Below are 17,462 nucleotides of genomic sequence, written 5' to 3' on the forward strand. Positions count from 1 at the left end.
TCAGGCGGCGGGCACCCGGAGGGCGGCCAGCACCGGAAGGTGGTCCGTGGCCGCCCTCAGGTCCGCCGCGCTCACCCCGGGCTGTTCGAGCGGGACCCCGCAGCCCAGCACCTCGACGCCCTTGGTGGCGAAGAGGGCGTCGATCCGCCGGTGGGGCCCGCCGCGGACCCAGGTGTGCTCACCGCCCCAGGGAGCGGCGGCCCGGCAGTCGGTGAGCGACCCGGCGAGCCGCCGGAAGGTGCGTCCGTCCGGCGGCTCGTTGAGGTCCCCGCCCGCGACCGCGTGCTCGACGCCCATCCCGGCGAGCCGGTCGAGGAGCATGCCGCCCTGCTCGTACCGCTCGTTCCTCTCCAGCGACAGGTGACAGCTCAGCACCCCGAGCCGGGCGCCCCCGAACCGCACCACGGCGGTGGCGAACCCGCGCCGGTGCTGCCCCGGGGTCAGCGGCAGCAGCACGTCCTCGGTGCGCTCGACGGCCGCCCGCAGCGAGCACAGGATCGCCGGGCCGGCGGCGGTGGCGCCCCCGGAGAGGATGACGAGGCCCGTCCGTGAGGCGAGCCGGGCCAGCTTCTTGCGCCAGCGGAAGAACCGCGGCGCCTCCTGGAGCAGGACGAGGTCGGGAGCGCAGGCGGTGATCACCCGCGCGAGGGCGCCGGTGTCGTCCCGCATCGAACGGATGTTGTAGCCGAGCACCCGGATGACGGCCGAACCGTCGGACTCGGTCCGGGAGTCGGGCAGCAGCGGAGTCGTCGCCATGCGGATCAAGATACGCCGACCGGACACATCGAGGAGACGGACCGGCCGGGCGGACGGACGCCCCGCCGGCAGCGGTCAGCGGTGGGAGTCCGCCAGCCAGCGCCGGACGTCCGCCATCGCCGTGCCGTCGCTGTCGCCGTCGATGGCGGCGGCCAGGTCCGCGATCGACACGGCGGCGAGGGCGCGGTACCACGCCTCCTGCGCCGCCGCCATGGCGCGGGCGATGGCGCACGGGCGTTCGCACTGCTCGGCGGGGACGGCCAGCGGTCCGCGTTGCCGGATCTCCGTGCACCGGTACGCCGGCTCGACGCCGTCGATGGCCCGGACCACTTCGAGCATGGTGACCGAGGCCGCGGGCCGGGTGAGGACGTAGCCGCCGACCTGACCGGCCGTCGCGTGGACGATTCCCGCGCGGGACAGTGCCTGCAGGTGTTTGGCCAGGTAGGCCCGCGGGATGCCGTGCAGCTCAGCGAGCCTGGTGGCCTGTACCGGGCCGCGGCTCTGACTGAGGGTCACGCAACCGTGCAGTGCCCACTCCACGCCGTTGGACAGCTTCATGGCACCACCCTAGCGGTCCCCGGACATTTTCCATCCGAGTTGTGATAGCAATGCGGACAGTAGATATCCGAGATCATCCCGAAGGGGCCACGATGCACACCCAGGACCATCCGGCCGCCTCGGCGCAGTCGGCGCGCTCCGCGCTCGGACTGACCGCCGTAGCGCTGTTCGTCGCGGCGGCCAACCTCCGGCCGGCGATCGCGGCGGTGTCACCACTGGCCGACCGCATCCGCTCGGACCTGCACTTATCGGCGACCGGCCTGTCGTTGCTGACCACCGTCCCCACGCTGGCCATGGGAGTCTGCGCGCCCGCCGCCGCGGTCGTCGCCCGCCGGTTCGGGCTGCACCGTGGCGTGTTGCTGGGGCTGGCCGTCATCACCCTGGCCACCGCGGCGCGCGCCGCCGGGGCCTCCTCCTGGCTGCAACTGAGCTGCTCCGCTGCGGCCGGAGCCGGGATCGCGATGGCGCAGACCCTGCTGCCCGCCGTGGTCAAGGCCCGCTTCGCCGACCGGGTGGGGCTGGTCACCGGCATCTGCACGGCCGGTCTCGGACTCGGCGGCGCGGTCGCGGCCGGGGTCAGCGCGCCGCTGGCCGAGGCGATCGGCTCCTGGCCGGGCGCCCTGGCCTCATGGGCGGTCCTGGCGCTGGCCGGCGGCGTGCTGTGGTCCGCGGCCGGACGCGCCCTCGGGCCGGACGGCGCCGCCGCGCCGTCGGGGCCGGTGACCCGCGGTCTGCCCTGGCGCAGCGCCGGGGCATGGCGGGTCACCGCACTGGCCGCGGGCAACTCCGCGCTGTACTACTGCGAACTGGCCTGGGTGGCGGCGCTGTTGCAGGACGACGGTGGCCACAGCGCCGCGGGGGCCGGCCTGCTGCTGACCGTGATGATCTCCCTCCAGGTCGTGTCCATGCTGGCGGTGCCGGCGCTGCTGGGTGAGGGCCGGAGCACGCGCCGGGGCCTGGCGCCGACCATCTCGCTGACGGCCGTCGGGTTCCTGGGCCTGGCCTTCGCCCCGGACGCGGCGACGTGGCTGTGGATCGTCGCGTTGGGCATCGGCCACGGTGGTCTGTTCACCCTCGTCCTCACCCTGCCGGTGGTGTCCAGCCGCGACTCCGCCGAGGCCGGCCGGATGAGCGCGATGGCCTCCTTCGTCGGCTACGCCTGCGCCGCACTGGCGCCGGTGCTGGTGGGTGCGCTGCGTGACTCCACGGGCGACTTCCACCTCGCCTTCGGCCTGCTGGGCGGAGTGGCCGCCCTGATGCTGCTTCCCGTGGCCCGGATGCACGGCGGCGACGACCCGCAGGCGCGGCGATGAGGATCGTGCGGGGTTCCGGCCCTGCGGTCCTCGGCGTTCTGGACGCCCTCGGCGACGCCTACGTCGAGATCTTCACCGCTCCGCCCTGGGCCCACCGCTCCCCGGCCGCCGTGCGGCACGACTTCCGGGAACGCCTGAGGGGGGACGTGCATCGCCCCGGGTTCCGGGCCGTCCTCGCCGTGGACGAGTCCGGTGCCGTGGCGGGGTTCGCCACCGGGTGGACCACCCGGGCTCCGTTCCCCACGGACCGGGCCTACGGCAAGGTGCTGCGACGCCTGGGCGCCGAGCGGGTCGCTGAACTGCTGATCGGTTCCTTCGAGGTCGACGAGCTGGGGGTTCGTCCCCGCGCCCGCGGGACCGGTCTGGGCGGACGGCTGCTGTCCGACCTCACCACCGCCGCGCCCGGCGGCCGATCCTGGTTGCTGACCTGGGACCGGGCACACGACGCACTCGCCTTCTACCGCCGCCGGGGGTGGGAGGAACCCGAGGCCGTGCACGGCGAGGAGACGGACGTCGTCGTGTTCCTGTCGCCGCCGTAGCGACTCCCACGGCGACGGCCGCGCCCGCCGTCCCCTGAGGGGATCGGGCGGGCGCGGCCGTGCGGGTGGGCAGGGGTGGTCACATGACCGGGTCGGGCTCCCGGGCCAGGTCGGCCGCGCCGACCAGGCCCGCCTTGTTGCCGAGCTGGGCGCCGAGGACGTCGGCGACCGGGCGCCAGTTGCCGCCCACCAGCCAGCGCTTGTAGGACTTGCGGATCGGGCCGAGGACCAGCTCGCCCTCGTCCGAGAGGCCACCGCCGACGATGAACGCGGAGGGGTCGAAGAGGGAGGCCAGGTCGGCGAGGCCGGCGCCGACCCAGCGGGCCAGCTCGCGGTAGGAGTCCACGGCCACCCGGTCGCCCTGGCGGGCGGCCATGGAGACGTGCTTGCCCTCGATGCCCTCGGGGGTGCCGTCGCCGAGGGAGAGCAGGGTCTCCGCGTTCTCCGGGGTGGCGTTGGCGCGCTGCTTGGCGTAGCGGACGAGAGCGCGGCCGGAGGCGTACTGCTCCCAGCAGCCCTGCGAGCCGCAGCCGCACAGCAGGCCGTCCGGCACCATGCGGATGTGGCCGAACTCGGCGGCCACGCCGAAGTGGCCGCGCCGCAGCTTGTTGCCGATGATCACGCCGCCGCCGAGACCGGTGCCGAGCGTGATGCAGATGACGTTGCGGTGGCCGGCGCCCGCGCCGAACTTGTACTCGCCCCAGGCCGCGGCGTTGGCGTCGTTCTCCACGACGACCGGGAGGCCCGTGCGGGCCTCGACCTTCTCCTTGAGCGGCTCGTTGCGCCAGTCGATGTTGGGCGCGAAGTACACCGTCGAGCGCTGGCGGTTGACGTATCCGGCCGCACCGATGCCCACGCCGACGATGTCGTGTCCGGTGCGCGCCCCCTCCACCGCGGAGGCGATGGCGTCCACGATCTCCTCGGGCGTGCCCGGGGTCGGCACCTTGTGGGTCGAGAGGATGTTGCCTTCCTCGTCGACCACGCCGGCCGCGATCTTCGTGCCGCCGATGTCGACGCCGATGGTGAGTCCCATGAATCCCTCAGTTCCGGTCGAGCCCCGCTACCGCCAACGGTACCCGAGGCGCTGCCGTCGAGGGCCCGGCGTCCGCACGCTGGGCGGTCCGGAGGGGGTCACGGGAACCCCGCCGGACCCGCCGGGGACCGTGGTGTCAGTCCAGGTCGATGTGTTCGCCGGGGCCGGTGCCGGGGTCGTCGCCCCGGTCGCGGCGCTCGTCGAGGTCGCGGGGGTCGGACTCGCGGGCCGTCCAGCGGCGCTCCTGGTCCTGTACGGCGGAACGGTAGGCGGCGAGGAGTTCGTTGCCGGCGGCGGCGAGGTGGTCGAAGACCTCGGGGTTGCGTTCGATGACGGGTTCGACGGCGGCCTTCGCCTGCTGGACGACCTGCCGCACCACCTGCTGGGCGGCGGGTCCGCCGACCGCGCCGAACAGCGGGGACCGCAGGCCGGAGAGCTTGTCGGCGACCGCGTCGACGAGCTTCATCAGCTCCTCGGCGGCGGAGCCGGGCGGCGGTCCGTACCGGTCGCGGCGGCGGGCCTTCTCCGCCTCCAGGTCCTCGGCGGCGGCGGTCGCCCAGGCGTCGGCGTGCGTCTCGGCCGCCGGTGCGTCGTCCGCCGGCCGGTCGACGGTGTCGTCCCCGGTGTCGTCGGACGGGGGGAGCTGTTCGCTCATGACGGACTCCTGACTACGGCTGGCCCCTTCGACGGTACCCGAACGGGCGCCGTCGCTTCAGCGGGTGCGCGGCCACAGCGCCGGATCGGGCCGGAACCGGACGCGGAGCTCGCCGTCGCGCAGGGCGGCGCCGGCCACGGTGCAGCGGCGCAGCGCGGAGGGCAGCGGGACGATGCGGCGGAACGGTCCGGCGGTGACGACGATCTCGTCGCCGCGCCGGATCAGGTCGAGTTCGTCGCGGCGGGCGCCGGGGAGGGGGAGGTGCCAGACGAGGACGCCGTCCTCGGCGAGCCGGTCGGTGACCGGCCAGGGGACCGTGCCGGGCGCCGCCCCGGCACCGGGCACCGCCAGTGCGGCCAGGTCGTCGCCGCCGCGCGGATCGCGGCCCAGGTGGGCGACGGGGTGGACGTCGTAGGACTCGCGCCACTCCTCCAGGGTCTTGCGCTGCTGGGCGACGGGGCCGGCGAGCCAGCCGTCCGCGTCGCTCTCCGGCAGGACGCGGTTCGCGATCAGCACGTCGGCGCGCAGTCCGCGCAGGGCGAGTCCGAGGGCGGCGGTGCGTACGGCGTCGGCGCCGGCCGGTCCCGGTTCGGCGACCAGGCGCACGACGGTGTCGCGGTCGGCGAGCACGGCCTCGACCGCGGCCAGCTGCAGGTCCAGGCGGGCCGCCGTCCGGTAGAGCCAGTCGGCGGGCATCGGGACGCCGGCGAGGCGGCCGAGCACCGGGCGCAGGGCGCGGGCGGCCTGCCGCTCGGGCGGGAGGAGGCGGCGCAGGTAGCGGCGGAGCTCCTCGGGGAGGGCGAGCAGGGAGAGGGCGCGCGGGGTGGGCGGGAGGTCCACGACGACGAGGTCGTGCGCGTCCTTTGCCAGCGTGGCGTCGCGCAGGGCGCGCAGTACGGCGAGCTCCTCGGCGCCGGGGAGCGGGGCGATCTCCTCGGCTTCGAGACGGGCGCCGCCGAGGAGGTCCAGTGCGGGGGCGGCCCGGTCCTGGAGGGCGGCGAGGTCGGCGCGGAAGTCCGTGTCGGGGTCGACGCGGCGCACGGTGAGGCGCGGGTCGGTCCCGTCCCCCAGCACCGCGCCCGGGGTGTCCGTGCGGTCGGTGCCGAGCAGCAGGGTGCGGGCGCCCCCGCGGGCCGCGGCGAGCGCGGTGGCGGCGGCGGTCGTGGTGCGGCCGCTGCCGCCGGGGCCCGTGATCAGGAGGGTGCGCATGGGGGTGAACGGTAACCGACGCCGGACGGGGGCGGGTTCTGCCCGCCCGCGCCCGCGGGGTGCCTCCCGGGCCCTCGGGGCACGGGGGGCAGGACGGCCCGCAGCCGCGTACGGCTACTTCGGGGCCGACTCCACGCGCTTCTTCAGGCCGGCCAGGGCGCGGTCGATGATGACCTTCTCGGCCTTGCGCTTGATCATGCCGAGCATGGGGATCTTGACGTCGACGGTGAGGCGGTAGGTGACCTCGGTGGTGCCGGGGGCGGCCGGGGTGAGGGTGTAGGAGCCGTCGAGGGAGCGGAGCATCTGGGACTTCACCAGGGTCCACGAGACCTCGTGCTGCCCGGTCCAGGTGTACGCCAGGGTCTGGTCGTCCTTGATCGCGCCGGCGTCCATGACGAGACGCACCTGCTCGGCGCGGCCCTCGGCGTCGGTCGCGAGGACCTCGGCCTCCTTCACCTCACCGGTCCAGTCCGGATAGCGGGCGAAGTCGGCGATCACCCCCATGACGTCGGCCGCCGCCGCCTCGATCGTGATGCTCGAGCTGGTGTGTTCCGCCATCGCCGTGGCTCCTCCAGATGCGGGCCGGTAGTCGTCGTCGCCGTGCGCCGGGCACACAGCGCACGCGCGTGCAGCGGAAGGCTACCGCGCGCCGGACCGGCGGAACTCACCCGACCTGGGACATCCGCGCCCTTCCGGCCTCACCACTCGAGCGCCCAGGGCTTCCCGCTGCTCGCGAAGTGCCCCACGTTCACGCACTCGGTGGCGCCGATCCGCATCCGCCGCGCCAGCGGCTGGTGGACGTGTCCGAACAGGGAGTAGCGGGGCCGGGTGCGGCGGATGGCGTCCAGCAGGGCCCGGCTGCCGCGTTCGAAGCGGCGCGCGACGGTGTCGTAGACCAGCTCGGGCACCTCCGGCGGGATGTGCGTGCACAGCACGTCGACCTCGCCCACGGCCTCGATCTTCGCCGCGTACTCCTCGTCGTCGATCTCGTACGGCGTGCGCATCGGCGTGCGCAGGCCGCCGCCGACGAAGCCGAAGGTCCGGCCGCCGATCTCCACCCGCTGCCCGTCCAGCACGGTGGTGCCGGGGCCCGCGTACTCCGGCCACAGGGGCGGCATGTCGACGTTGCCGTACGTCGCGTACGTCGGGACGGGGAACGCGGCGAACAGTTCGGCGTACTGCCTGCGCACCGCCTTCTCGATCGCGGCGGCCCGGTCCGTGCCGATGCCCGCCCACAGCCGGCGCTGGAACTCGCGCGCCTCCTCGAAGCGGCGGGCGGTGCGCAGCTCCACGATGCGGTCGGTGTTCTCCTCGCCGAACAGGTCGGGGAAGATGCCGCGGGAGTGGTCGGCGTAGTCGAGGAAGAGCACCAGGTCGCCCAGGCAGATCAGGGCGTCGGCGCCCTCGCCCGCCCGGGCCAGGTCACGGGCGTTGCCGTGCACGTCGCTGACCACGTGGACGCGCGTGCGCCGCTCTCCGCCTGATGTGGGTGCCATGGCGATCAAGGGTAAGCGCGCGCGGTCCGCGGGAACAATGGCGTACGGACCTGCGGTTACTGGCTCGTCGGTGAGGGGGTGGACTACTGTGCGCAAAGAAACATCCACCTGTGTGACGCAGCGAACATCTCGTCGGGCCCCCCTGTCGCAGAAGCCATACCGACGGGTAACGTCCGGGCAGTCCAGTCGTGCTCGGGATTTCAACATGTGAATTCGCGAGCACCCGCCCGAGCCTTGGACCGCACCGTCGCATCGCACAACGTCGTGGCGCCGGCGCCCTAAGAGGAGCAGCAGTCTTGCGCGAGTTCAGCCTTCCGGCTTTGTACGAGGTCCCCGCGGACGGCAACCTGACCGACATCGTCCGGAGAAACGCCGCGCAGCACCCCGACGTCGCCGTCATCGCCCGCAAGGTGGACGGCGCCTGGCAGGACGTGACGGCCACCGCCTTCCTGGCCGAGGTGCGGGCGGCCGCCAAGGGCATGATCGCCGCCGGGGTGCGGCCCGGCGACCGGGTCGGCCTGATGTCCCGCACCCGTTACGAGTGGACGCTGCTGGACTTCGCGATCTGGAGCGCCGGCGCGGTGACCGTGCCGGTGTACGAGACCAGCTCGCCGGAGCAGGTGGCGTGGATCCTCGGCGACTCCGGCGCCACCGCCTGCTTCGTGGAGCTCGACGTCCACGCCGCGGCCGTGGAGTCGGTGCGCGACCGGCTGCCCGAGCTGAGGAACCTGTGGCAGATCGAGGCCGGCGGGATCAAGGAGCTGGGCCGGCTCGGGCAGGACGTCGCCGACGAGACGGTCGAGGAGCGCAGCTCGTCCGCGAAGGCGGACGACCCCGCCACCATCGTCTACACCTCCGGCACGACCGGACGGCCCAAGGGCTGTGTGCTCACCCACCGCAGCTTCTTCGCCGAGTGCGGCAACATCGTGGAGCGGCTGCGTCCGCTGTTCCGCACGGGCGAGTGCTCCGTGCTGCTGTTCCTGCCGCTCGCGCACGTCTTCGGGCGGCTGGTGCAGATCGCGCCCATGATGGCGCCGATCAGGCTGGGCTGCGTGCCCGACATCAAGAACCTCACCGACGAACTGGCCGCGTTCCGGCCGACGCTGATCCTGGGCGTGCCGCGCGTCTTCGAGAAGGTCTACAACTCGGCGCGGGCCAAGGCGCAGGCCGACGGCAAGGGCAGGATCTTCGACAGGGCGGCGGACACGGCGATCGCCTACAGCCGGGCGCTGGACACCCCGTCCGGGCCGTCGTTCGGCCTGAGGATCAAGCACAAGGTGTTCGACAAGCTGGTCTACGGCAAGCTGCGGGCGGTGCTGGGCGGGCGCGGCGAGCACGCCATCTCGGGCGGCGCCCCGCTGGGCGAGCGCCTGGGCCACTTCTTCCGCGGCATCGGCTTCAGCGTGCTGGAGGGCTACGGGCTGACCGAGTCCTGCGCGGCCACCGCGTTCAACCCGTGGGACCGGCAGAAGATCGGCACGGTCGGCCAGCCGCTGCCCGGCTCGGTCGTGCGGATAGCGGACGACGGCGAGGTGCTGCTGCACGGCGAGCACCTGTTCAAGGAGTACTGGAACAACCCGGGCGCGACCGCCGAGGCGCTCGCCGACGGGTGGTTCCACACCGGGGACATCGGCACCCTGGACGAGGACGGCTATCTGCGGATCACCGGCCGCAAGAAGGAGATCCTGGTGACGGCGGGCGGCAAGAACGTCGCCCCGGCGGTCATCGAGGACCGGATCCGGGCGCACGCGCTGGTCGCGGAGTGCATGGTCGTGGGCGACGGACGGCCGTTCGTGGGCGCGCTGGTCACCCTCGACGAGGAGTTCCTGGGCCGGTGGTGCGCGGAGCACGGCAAGCCGGCCGGGTCGACGGCGGAGTCGCTGAGCGAGGACCCCGATCTGCTCGCGGCGATCCAGGCCGCCGTCGACGACGGCAACGCGGCGGTGTCCAAGGCGGAGTCGGTGCGGAAGTTCCGTGTTCTGCCGGCGCAGTTCACCGAGGAGTCGGGGCACCTGACGCCTTCGCTGAAGCTGAAGCGGAATGTCGTGGCCAAGGACTACGCGCACGAGATCGAGGCGATCTACGCCAAGTAGGGCCTGACCGGGCCCGGTTCGGGATGTCTCCCGAGCGCCGTCGGGGCCGCCCCCGACGGCGTTCTTCGCAACGGCCCCGTCAGAGCAGCTCCTTCAGGCGCTCCGCCAACAGGTCCCAGCGCCACTTCTGTTCGACCCACTCCCTGCCCCGCTCGCCCATCCTGCGGCGCAGTTCCCCGTCGCCCAGGAGGGTGATGACGCGGTCCGCGGTCTGGTCGGGCGCGTCACCGGGGACGACCCAGCCGGTCTCGCCGTCGAGGACCGCGTCGGGGGCGCCGCCGGAGTCGCCGGCGACGACCGGGAGGCCGGTCGCGGAGGCCTCCAGGTAGACGATGCCCAGGCCCTCCACGTCCAGGCCCCCGCGCCGGGTGCGGCAGGGCATGGCGAAGACGTCCCCGGCGCCGTAGTGGGCGGGCAGTGCGGACCAGGGGACGGAGCCGGTGAAGCGGACGGAGCCGGCGACGCCGGTGTCCCGGGCGAGCCGGCGCAGCTCCTTCTCGTAGGGGCCGCCGCCGACGACCAGCAGCACGGCGTCCGGCTCGGCGGCCAGGATCGCGGGCATCGCCCGGATCAGCGTGTCCTGCCCCTTGCGCGGCACCAGCCGGGAGACGCACACGACCACCGGCCGGTCGGTCAGCCCGAGGCGCGCCCGCACCTCGTCGCCGCCCGAGCCGGGGTGGAAGGTCTTCTCGTCGACGCCCGGCGGCAGCTGCACCATCCGCGCGGCGGCCTCCGGGGTGAGCGCGGAGGCGATCCGGGAGCGCGTGTACTCGCCGAGGTAGGTGATCGTGTCCGTGGACTCCCCGATCCGGCGCAGCAGCCGCCGCGCGGCGGGGAGCTGGGCCCAGCCCGCCTCGTGGCCGTGGGTGGTGGCCACGATCCGCTCCGCGCCCGCCCGGCGCAGCGCCGGCGCCATCAGGCCGAGCGGTGCCGCCGCCCCGAACCACACCGAGGCGCACCCGTGCTCGCGCAGCAGTCCGACGGCCCGCCGGGTGACCGCCGGGGTGGGCAGCAGCATCGTCGTACGGTCGCGCACGACGGTGAAGGGCTGCTCGGCGTCGAAGGCGGCGGTGGCCTCGACGCCCTCCCGGGAGCGCTTCCAGGTGGAGGCGTAGACGACGAGCCGTTCCGGGTCGAGCCGCAGCGCCATGTTGTGCAGGAACGCCTGGATGCCGCCGGGGCGGGGCGGGAAGTCGTTGGTGACGATCAGGGTCTTGTGCATCGCCGCCGACCCTATCGAACGGGGGTGCGCCGCCCGTCACGGTGCCGCTCTGTGGCACGTGCACGGGTGTCCGGGACATCATGGCCCCTCACGACCGCACACCGGACGGGCAGGGAGCGCATGAGGACGACGGCCGTGCGGGGCTCCCTCGCCCCGCTGCTGCTTCTGTGGGGGCTGACCCGGGCCGCCCTGCTGCTGTGCGTGCTGAAGGTGGTGGTCTTCCCCGGCCCCGACGTCACCAGCGACGTGTCGGTCATCTACCGGGGCTGGTACGACGTCCTGCGCACCGGGACGTTCCCGCTGGACGACGTCACCTGGCAGTACCCGCCCGCCGCGGCCCTGGCGGTCCTCTCCCCCGGCCTGCTGCCGTTCCTGGAGTACGCCACCGCCTTCTTCGTCCTGGCCTGTCTCGCCGACCTGGCCACCCTGTGCCTGCTGCGGTACGCCGGCCGCCGTAGCGGCCGGTCGCCGCGCGGTGCCTGGGTGTGGGTGGCGGGCGTGCCGCTGCTCGGGCCGACGGTGTACGCGCGCTACGACGTGATGGTGACCGCGGTCGCCGTGGCCGCGCTGCTGGCCGCCGCCCGGTACCCCCGGTCGGCGGGGGCGCTCGCCGGTTTCGGGGCGCTGGTGAAGGTGTGGCCGGTACTGCTGCTGCTCGCGGTGCGGCGGCGCGGTGCGTGGGTGTCGGCGGCGGTGACCGGCGCCGGGGTGGCCGGCCTGTTCGCCGTGCTGATGCCGGGGGCGTTCGCGTTCCTCGGCTTCCAGCGGGACCGGGGGACGGAGGTGGAGTCGCTGGGGGCGCTCGTGTTCCACGTGGCCCGGCATCACGGCTGGGAGGGCGAGGTGCTGCTCAACTACGGCTCGGTCGAGTTCCTGGGCCCGTACGTGAGCCGGGTGAGCACGGGGGCGCTGCTTCTGAGCGGGGCCGCGCTGGCCTGGCTGGTGCTGTGGCGGACGAAGGCCGTCCGCTTCGAGGCGCACACCGTGGCGGACGCGGCGTTCGTGGCGGTGCTGATGTTCACCACGACGAGCCGGGTGATCAGTCCGCAGTACATGGTGTGGCTGGTCGGGCTCGGGGCGGTGTGCCTGTGCTTCCGGGGGAGCAGGATGGGGGCGCCGGTCGGGCTGGTGCTGGCGGCGTCGCTGGTGACGGTGCTGGAGTTTCCCGTGTGGTTCGCCCATGTCGTGGCGAGCGACGCGCTCGGGATCGGCCTGCTGGTGGTGCGCAACGGGCTTCTGGTGGCGGCGGCGCTGCTGGCGGCGCGGGTGCTGTGGTGTGCGACGGTGCCCCGCCGGAGGTCGCTCCCCCGGGTTCCCGGGCCGGCCCGTGCCGCCGGGACGCCGGTCTCGTCCTGACCTCGGCGGCCGTCCGCCGCGGGTCGGGCGCGGCCCGGCGCCATCGGGGTGCCTCCCGGGCCGTTCGGGCACCGGGGGAGGCGGGAGCGCCCGCGGCTGACGGCCGGCCGTCGCCGCTCAGCCCAGCGCGTCCCTCACGTACTCCCGCCACCGGGCCGTGAACTCCTCGCGGGTGGTGCCGAGGATCCGGTGCATCGCGTCCTCCACCGCGCCCTCGCGGTCCTCGTGCGCGCCCACGGCGCGGTAGAACGCGCCGAGGCGGTCCTCGCCCCAGTGGTCGGCGATGAGGCGGCAGGCCAGCCAGCCGCTCTCGTAGGCGCGGGCGAGGCGGTCCGCGTCGCCCGCGAAGCCGAAGTCCTCGTCGTCGGGCAGTCCGTCGGGCACCTCGCCCCGGCCCACCGCGCGGGCGAGTTCCGGCGCGGCCTCGGCGGGGGCGCGGTCGCCGCCCCGGTAGCCGACCCAGTCGGCGAACCCCTCGGACAGCCACAGCGGGGTCGCGGCGGAGGTGTGGGAGCGGGTGGCGACGTGGGCGGTCTCATGGGTGAGGACGACCTGCCGGCCCTGGTCGCCGAGGAGTCCGAAGGCCTCCGGATTGACGATGACCCGGTCCGCCGGGGCCCGCCCGTCCGTGCCGGTGGCGCCGGTGGTGACCGCCGCGATGCCCCGGTAGGAGGAGGCGGGCGAGCCCAGCAGGCCCGCCATGCCCTCCAGGGTCTCCGGGACCAGGACGACCACGCTCCGGGCCCATTCCCGGCCCCACGCGTCGGAAACCGCGGGCACCGCGCGGTCGGCCAGTTCGGCGTACTCCCGCAGCTTCCCGTCGGGCTGTCCGACGCCGAGGACCAGGCTCCGCCCGCCCCGGACGGCGTGTGCGGCCCCCTGGTCCCACAGCTGCTGGCCGGACTTCTCCGCCGGCCGGTCGGAGTCGACGGACCAGCGGCCGTCCCGGTCCCGGCTCAGGCCCAGGGAGCGGGCGGTGGTGACCGGGGACCGGTCGTGGCCCTCGACGCGGTAGCTCAGGTCGGCGGAGGCGGTGGCGGTGTCGCCGGTGCGGTCGAGGGCGGTGACCCGGTAGGACCAGTCCGCGAGCGGCACCGCGCGCAGGTTGGCGAACCCGGCCCGGGTGCCGGTGCGGGCGTACGCGGCGGCGTCGCGGTCGAGGACCGCCTCCGCGCGGCGGTCGAGGAGCGACTGCACCTCCGCACGGGCGGCGTCCACGGCCGGCCCCCCGCCGCACCCCACCAGGGAGACCAGCAGCAGACACAGCGCCATCACCGGCGCACCCGACACCCGCCTTCGACCAGCCACCTTCCCGAGGGTACGGGGCCGGGCCGGCGCGGTCAGACCCTGGTGACCGACGAGACCGGCATCATCCCGACCGGGTCGTAGCGCACCGGGGCGCCGGGGTGGGGCGCGTGGATCACCTGGCCGTTGCCCATGTACATCCCGACGTGGGAGGCGTCGGAGCGGTAGACGACCAGGTCGCCGGGGCGCGCCTCGGACAGCGGGACCCGCCGGCCGGCGTACCGCTGGGCCTGCGAGGTGCGCGGCAGCGCGACCCCGGCCTGGGCGTACGACCACTGGGTCAGTCCGGAGCAGTCGAAGGAGGAGGGGCCGTTGGCGCCCCAGACGTAGGGCCTGCCGAGGGCGGAACGGGCCGCCGCGACGGCGGCGGCCGCGCGGCCCGAGGCGGGGGCCGCGCCCGGGGCGGGCGGGTCCGTGCGTGCGGAGCGGGTGGCGCGGTCCCAGGCGGCGCGTTCGCCGGCCGGGAGGGAGTCGAGCAGCCTGCGGGCCTCGGCGAGCTTGCGCTCGACGGTCCGTTTGTGCGCGGCGACGGCCTCGCGGCTCCTCCGCAGCGCGCCGAGCTTCCCGGCCGCCTCCGCGCGGTCCTGGGCGAGGGAGCGCAGGGCGCCCTTCAGCCTCCTCAGCTCACCGGCCCGGTGGACGGCGATCCGGTCCAGCGCGGAGGCCTTCTCGAGGTAGTCCTGCGGGTCGTCGGAGAGCAGCAGGGCGAGGGCGGGATCCAGGCCGCCGGAGCGGTACTGGGCGCCGGCCAGCGAACCCAGCGACTCCCGCATGGCGTTGACCCGCGCCTGCTGCCGGGCGATCCCGTCCTGTGCGGTGGCGATCCGCCGGCGCAGTCCGTCGGCGCGCTCGTCGGCCTCGTTGTACGCCTCGGTCGCCTTCTCGGCCTCCCGGTACAGGCGGTCCACCTCGGCCAGGGTGACGTCGTGCGGTGCGGCCGCGGCCGGTACGGCGGCGAGGGCGGTGGCCGCCGCGGACAGCAGGCCGAGGGCGACGGCGGCGCCCCGGTCGGATCCGGACGAGGGTGCGGTACGGCGGTGGGACCCCACGGGAAGCCGCGCTCCTTCCACTGGCGGACGGGAAACGCGGCAGACAGTAGCCGTCACGGCACCGCACGGACCCGTGGCCGAAGCGCTCGCCCACAGTGACGCCCCGCCTCCGACCTGCGTCGGAGGCGGGGCGCGGAGAAGATCGACGGGAGTGCGAATCCCCCGAACGGGGGCGGCTAGACGCGGACGCCGAACATGAACGGGCCGCCGATGGTGTTCATCGACTCGTAGCGCACGACGGTGCCGGTGCGTGGGGCGTGCAGCACCTGGCCGTTGCCCGCGTAGAGACCCACGTGGTGCAGGTCGTTGAAGAAGAAGACGAGGTCGCCGACCTTGAGCTGGCTCATCGAGTAGATCTTGGTGCCCGCGCCGGTCTGCGCCTCGGAGGTGCGCGGGATGCCGACGCCGGCCTGCGCGTAGGCCCAGGAGGTCAGGCCGGAGCAGTCGAAGGAGGACGGGCCGGTGGCGCCGTAGACGTAGGGGGTGCCGATCTTGCTCTGGGCGGCGGCGAAGGCGGCGGCGGCGCGGCCGGAGCCGGCCGGGACGTTGACGTTGAGCGCCTCACGCTCGCTGGCGCGGGTGGCGCGGCTCTCCTCCTGGGCGAGCTGCTGCTTCTCCGCGGCGCTGAGGCTGTTGAGCAGCTTCTGCGCGGAGGAGAGCTTGCCCTGGACCTCCTTCTTCTTCTTGCCCAGTTCGGTGCGGGTGGCGGAGAGGTCCTCGAGCTTCCCGGACGCCTCGGAGCGCTGCTGGGCGAGTTCGCGCTGCTTCTTCTGGATCTCCTTCAGCGCCTCGACCTGCTGGGCGCTCAACTGGTCGAGGGTGGACGCCTTGTCGAGGTAGTCGTCCGGGTCGGCGGAGAGGAAGAGCTGGAGGGAGGGGTCGAGGCCGCCGCTGCGGTACTGGGCGCTGGCCATCGAACCGAGGCCGTCGCGCAGCTCGTTGAGCTCCTGCTGCCCCTTGGCGACGTTGTCCTGGAGCGTGGAGATCTCCTTCTGGAGCTTCTCCTGCTTCTCCTTGGCGCCGTTGTACTTCTCGGTGGCCTGCTCCGCCTGCTCGTAGAGCTTGTCGACCTTGGCCTTGACCTCGTCCTTGCTCGGCTTCTCGCTGGGGGCGGCGTTGGCGGCCTGCGAGCTCATGACGACGGCAGCTGCTGCAGCGGTGGTGAGCACGGTGACGCGTGCGCGGCTCGGCTGCTTGGGACGACGGTGGGACGCCACGGAGACGAGCTCCTTCTCGAGAGTGATCGCGCGAGCGAGGGTTCGAAGGCAGACCCTAGTGATTCTCTTGTGATCAGTTCAAATCCCCGGACACAAAATCTTCGTCACAGTGGGTTTATCACCCCTCAATTCACCTGCAGTGACGCCTGCTTGACACTACGTTGCGTGACGGTTCCGTCAATTCGGGCAAAGATCCCGTACGTTGCACGGGGGACGGATGCGCATGAGGTGTGAGGTAAGCCTTGTGGGTGACGCGCTACGCGAACCGCTTCAGGAGCACCGCCGAGGCGACCGGGCGGGCGCCCGCGCGGGCCACTCCGTCGGCGACCTCGCGGTCGGTGGAGACGACGATGACGGGCCGCCCCGGCGGCTCGGCGCGCACCAGCTGGCGGATCAGCTCGTCGGCGGTGACGCCCGGCTTGGAGAACAGCACCCGTACGCCGCGCGGCGGCGCGAGCAGCACCGGCGCGGCCAGTTCGGCGCCGTCGAAGACACAGGTCACCTCGGCGCCGGTCTGCGCGGCGAGCTGGGCGAGCTGGCCCAGCAGGCGCAGCCGCTGCTTCTCCAGGGGCATCTGGGGATAGCCGGTCTTGGTGACGTTGTAGCCGTCGACCACCAGATGCGCCTGCGGCAGCGCCAGCAACTGGTCGAGGATGGCCGGGTCGTGCTCGGACAGCGCGCGGGCGGCGATGTCCTTCGGGGTCATGCGCCCCGGTTCGACGGCGTCCACGGTCTCGGCGGGCCGGACCGACACCGGGGGCAGCGCCAGTTCCCGGCGGAGCCCCTGGGCGGCGTCCAGCACGGTGTCCAGGAGCAGCCGCACCCGCATGTCCTCGACGCTGCGGCCCTCACGGGCGGCCCGGCGGGCGGCCTCGAGAGCGGCCTCGGTCTCCCCCAGCCGGGCCTTGAGGCGCCGGCTCTCGCTCTCCGCGGCCGACACCTGGGCGTGGCCCTCGGCGCGCACGGCCTCCATCTCGCCCCGCAGCTTGCGCAGGGCGGCCTCACCGCGCCTGACGTCGCTGTGGGCGGAGCGCAGCTTGCGGTGGAGGGACTCGGCCTCCTTCTTCGCCGCCTCCAGCTCGGCGCGCAGCCGCTCGGTCTCGGACCTGGTGTGCTCCCGGGCCCGGTCGAGTTCGGCGCGCAGCCGCTCCAGCTCGGCCCGGGTCTCCTCGTCGGCGCGCTCGGCGTCGGCGCGCTGGGCCTCCTCGCCGGCGGCGGTCACCAGCTTGACCCAGCCGGGCGGGCGGAGCACATAGGCCGCGGCCGCCACGTCGAGCGGGTCCGCGGCCGGGGGCGGGGAGCCGGAGTCGAGGGCGCCGGTCAGCTCCGGCTGGGCCTCTCTGAGCTTCTCCCCGATGCGCTGCCGGAACAGCGGATCGGTCTCCAGCGCCGCCGCCATGGCGTTCCCGGCGAACTTGGCGCGGCGGTTCGGGGCGAAGCGCGCGTACTGCCGCAGCTGGGCGGGCAGCTCGGCGACCGTGAGCCCGCCGAAGCCGTCGGCGACGATCTGGACGACCCGGCGGCGCACTCCGTCGGGCAGCGGACGGTCGAGCACCTCGGCGGCGCCGTCCTGCGGCCCCCCGCCCGTGGTCTCCACCATCCGTCACACCCCAATGCCTGTGTACGGCCCCCGTCCGGGGGTCGCCGTCAGCGGGGCCCGC

At 74.2% G+C, this 17,462-nt stretch carries 16 protein-coding genes; 4 read left to right on the forward strand and 12 right to left on the reverse strand.

The genetic code is table 11. From position 1 onward, the window contains the following. Positions 1–756, reverse strand: a complete 756-nt coding sequence (locus tag ABTY20_RS02080; RefSeq protein WP_351995084.1) for an endonuclease/exonuclease/phosphatase family protein — start codon at positions 754–756, stop codon at positions 1–3. Positions 757–831: 75 nt separating this feature from the next. After that, positions 832–1,314 carry an RrF2 family transcriptional regulator gene (locus ABTY20_RS02085; RefSeq protein ID WP_351995085.1) on the reverse strand — a complete coding sequence of 161 codons (483 nt, stop codon included), beginning with the start codon at positions 1,312–1,314 and terminating at the stop codon, positions 832–834. Between the two features lie 92 nt (positions 1,315–1,406). Between ABTY20_RS02085 and ABTY20_RS02090 the strand changes: the two genes are divergently transcribed. Continuing rightward, positions 1,407–2,627, forward strand: coding sequence for an MFS transporter (locus ABTY20_RS02090; RefSeq protein ID WP_351995086.1), 1,221 nt, complete (start codon positions 1,407–1,409; stop codon positions 2,625–2,627). Next, on the forward strand, positions 2,624–3,166 hold the full coding sequence (locus ABTY20_RS02095; protein WP_351995087.1) for a GNAT family N-acetyltransferase: 543 nt from the start codon (positions 2,624–2,626) through the stop codon (positions 3,164–3,166). Before ABTY20_RS02090 ends, ABTY20_RS02095 begins: the two co-directional genes overlap by 4 nt. A gap of 79 nt (positions 3,167–3,245) precedes the next feature. On the opposite strand, the gene ABTY20_RS02100 is transcribed toward ABTY20_RS02095, so the two are convergent. The 5 genes from ABTY20_RS02100 to ABTY20_RS02120 all read right to left on the reverse strand — a co-directional run bounded on the left by ABTY20_RS02100 (position 3,246) and on the right by ABTY20_RS02120 (position 7,559). After that, positions 3,246–4,199, reverse strand: coding sequence for an ROK family glucokinase (locus ABTY20_RS02100; protein WP_030820524.1), 954 nt, complete (start codon positions 4,197–4,199; stop codon positions 3,246–3,248). A gap of 136 nt (positions 4,200–4,335) precedes the next feature. Continuing rightward, positions 4,336–4,854: a DUF5304 domain-containing protein gene (locus ABTY20_RS02105; protein ID WP_351995088.1), complete on the reverse strand. Its 519-nt coding sequence runs from the start codon at positions 4,852–4,854 to the stop codon at positions 4,336–4,338. Between the two features lie 57 nt (positions 4,855–4,911). Beyond that, complete coding sequence (locus ABTY20_RS02110; RefSeq protein ID WP_351995089.1) at positions 4,912–6,063, reverse strand: ArsA family ATPase; 1,152 nt, start codon at positions 6,061–6,063, stop codon at positions 4,912–4,914. Between the two features lie 114 nt (positions 6,064–6,177). Continuing rightward, on the reverse strand, positions 6,178–6,621 hold the full coding sequence (locus ABTY20_RS02115; RefSeq protein WP_351995090.1) for an SRPBCC family protein: 444 nt from the start codon (positions 6,619–6,621) through the stop codon (positions 6,178–6,180). Positions 6,622–6,761: 140 nt separating this feature from the next. Continuing rightward, entirely contained in the window at positions 6,762–7,559 is a 798-nt protein-coding gene (locus tag ABTY20_RS02120; protein WP_351995091.1) for a metallophosphoesterase family protein, read from the reverse strand. A gap of 296 nt (positions 7,560–7,855) precedes the next feature. Between ABTY20_RS02120 and ABTY20_RS02125 the strand changes: the two genes are divergently transcribed. Beyond that, positions 7,856–9,652: an AMP-dependent synthetase/ligase gene (locus ABTY20_RS02125; protein WP_351995092.1), complete on the forward strand. Its 1,797-nt coding sequence runs from the start codon at positions 7,856–7,858 to the stop codon at positions 9,650–9,652. A 79-nt stretch (positions 9,653–9,731) separates the two neighbouring features. On the opposite strand, the gene ABTY20_RS02130 is transcribed toward ABTY20_RS02125, so the two are convergent. Continuing rightward, entirely contained in the window at positions 9,732–10,874 is a 1,143-nt protein-coding gene (locus ABTY20_RS02130) for a glycosyltransferase family 4 protein (protein ID WP_351995093.1), read from the reverse strand. A gap of 120 nt (positions 10,875–10,994) precedes the next feature. Between ABTY20_RS02130 and ABTY20_RS02135 the strand changes: the two genes are divergently transcribed. Further along, entirely contained in the window at positions 10,995–12,230 is a 1,236-nt protein-coding gene (locus ABTY20_RS02135; protein WP_351995094.1) for a glycosyltransferase 87 family protein, read from the forward strand. A gap of 117 nt (positions 12,231–12,347) precedes the next feature. Here ABTY20_RS02135 and ABTY20_RS02140 read toward each other — a convergent pair whose 3' ends face one another. The 4 genes from ABTY20_RS02140 to ABTY20_RS02155 form a co-directional block, all read right to left on the reverse strand. Beyond that, positions 12,348–13,538, reverse strand: a complete 1,191-nt coding sequence (locus ABTY20_RS02140; protein ID WP_351995095.1) for a hypothetical protein — start codon at positions 13,536–13,538, stop codon at positions 12,348–12,350. A 32-nt stretch (positions 13,539–13,570) separates the two neighbouring features. After that, positions 13,571–14,584, reverse strand: a complete 1,014-nt coding sequence (locus tag ABTY20_RS02145) for a C40 family peptidase (RefSeq protein WP_351995096.1) — start codon at positions 14,582–14,584, stop codon at positions 13,571–13,573. Positions 14,585–14,760: 176 nt separating this feature from the next. Then, a complete protein-coding gene (locus ABTY20_RS02150; protein ID WP_351995097.1) occupies positions 14,761–15,801 on the reverse strand; it encodes a C40 family peptidase in 1,041 nt (346 codons plus the stop codon). A gap of 256 nt (positions 15,802–16,057) precedes the next feature. Then, a complete protein-coding gene (locus ABTY20_RS02155; protein ID WP_351995098.1) occupies positions 16,058–17,401 on the reverse strand; it encodes an NYN domain-containing protein in 1,344 nt (447 codons plus the stop codon). Positions 17,402–17,462: the final 61 nt, after the last annotated feature.

This window comes from Streptomyces sp. NPDC126497 (assembly GCF_040302425.1).
GTDB lineage: Bacteria > Actinomycetota > Actinomycetes > Streptomycetales > Streptomycetaceae > Streptomyces.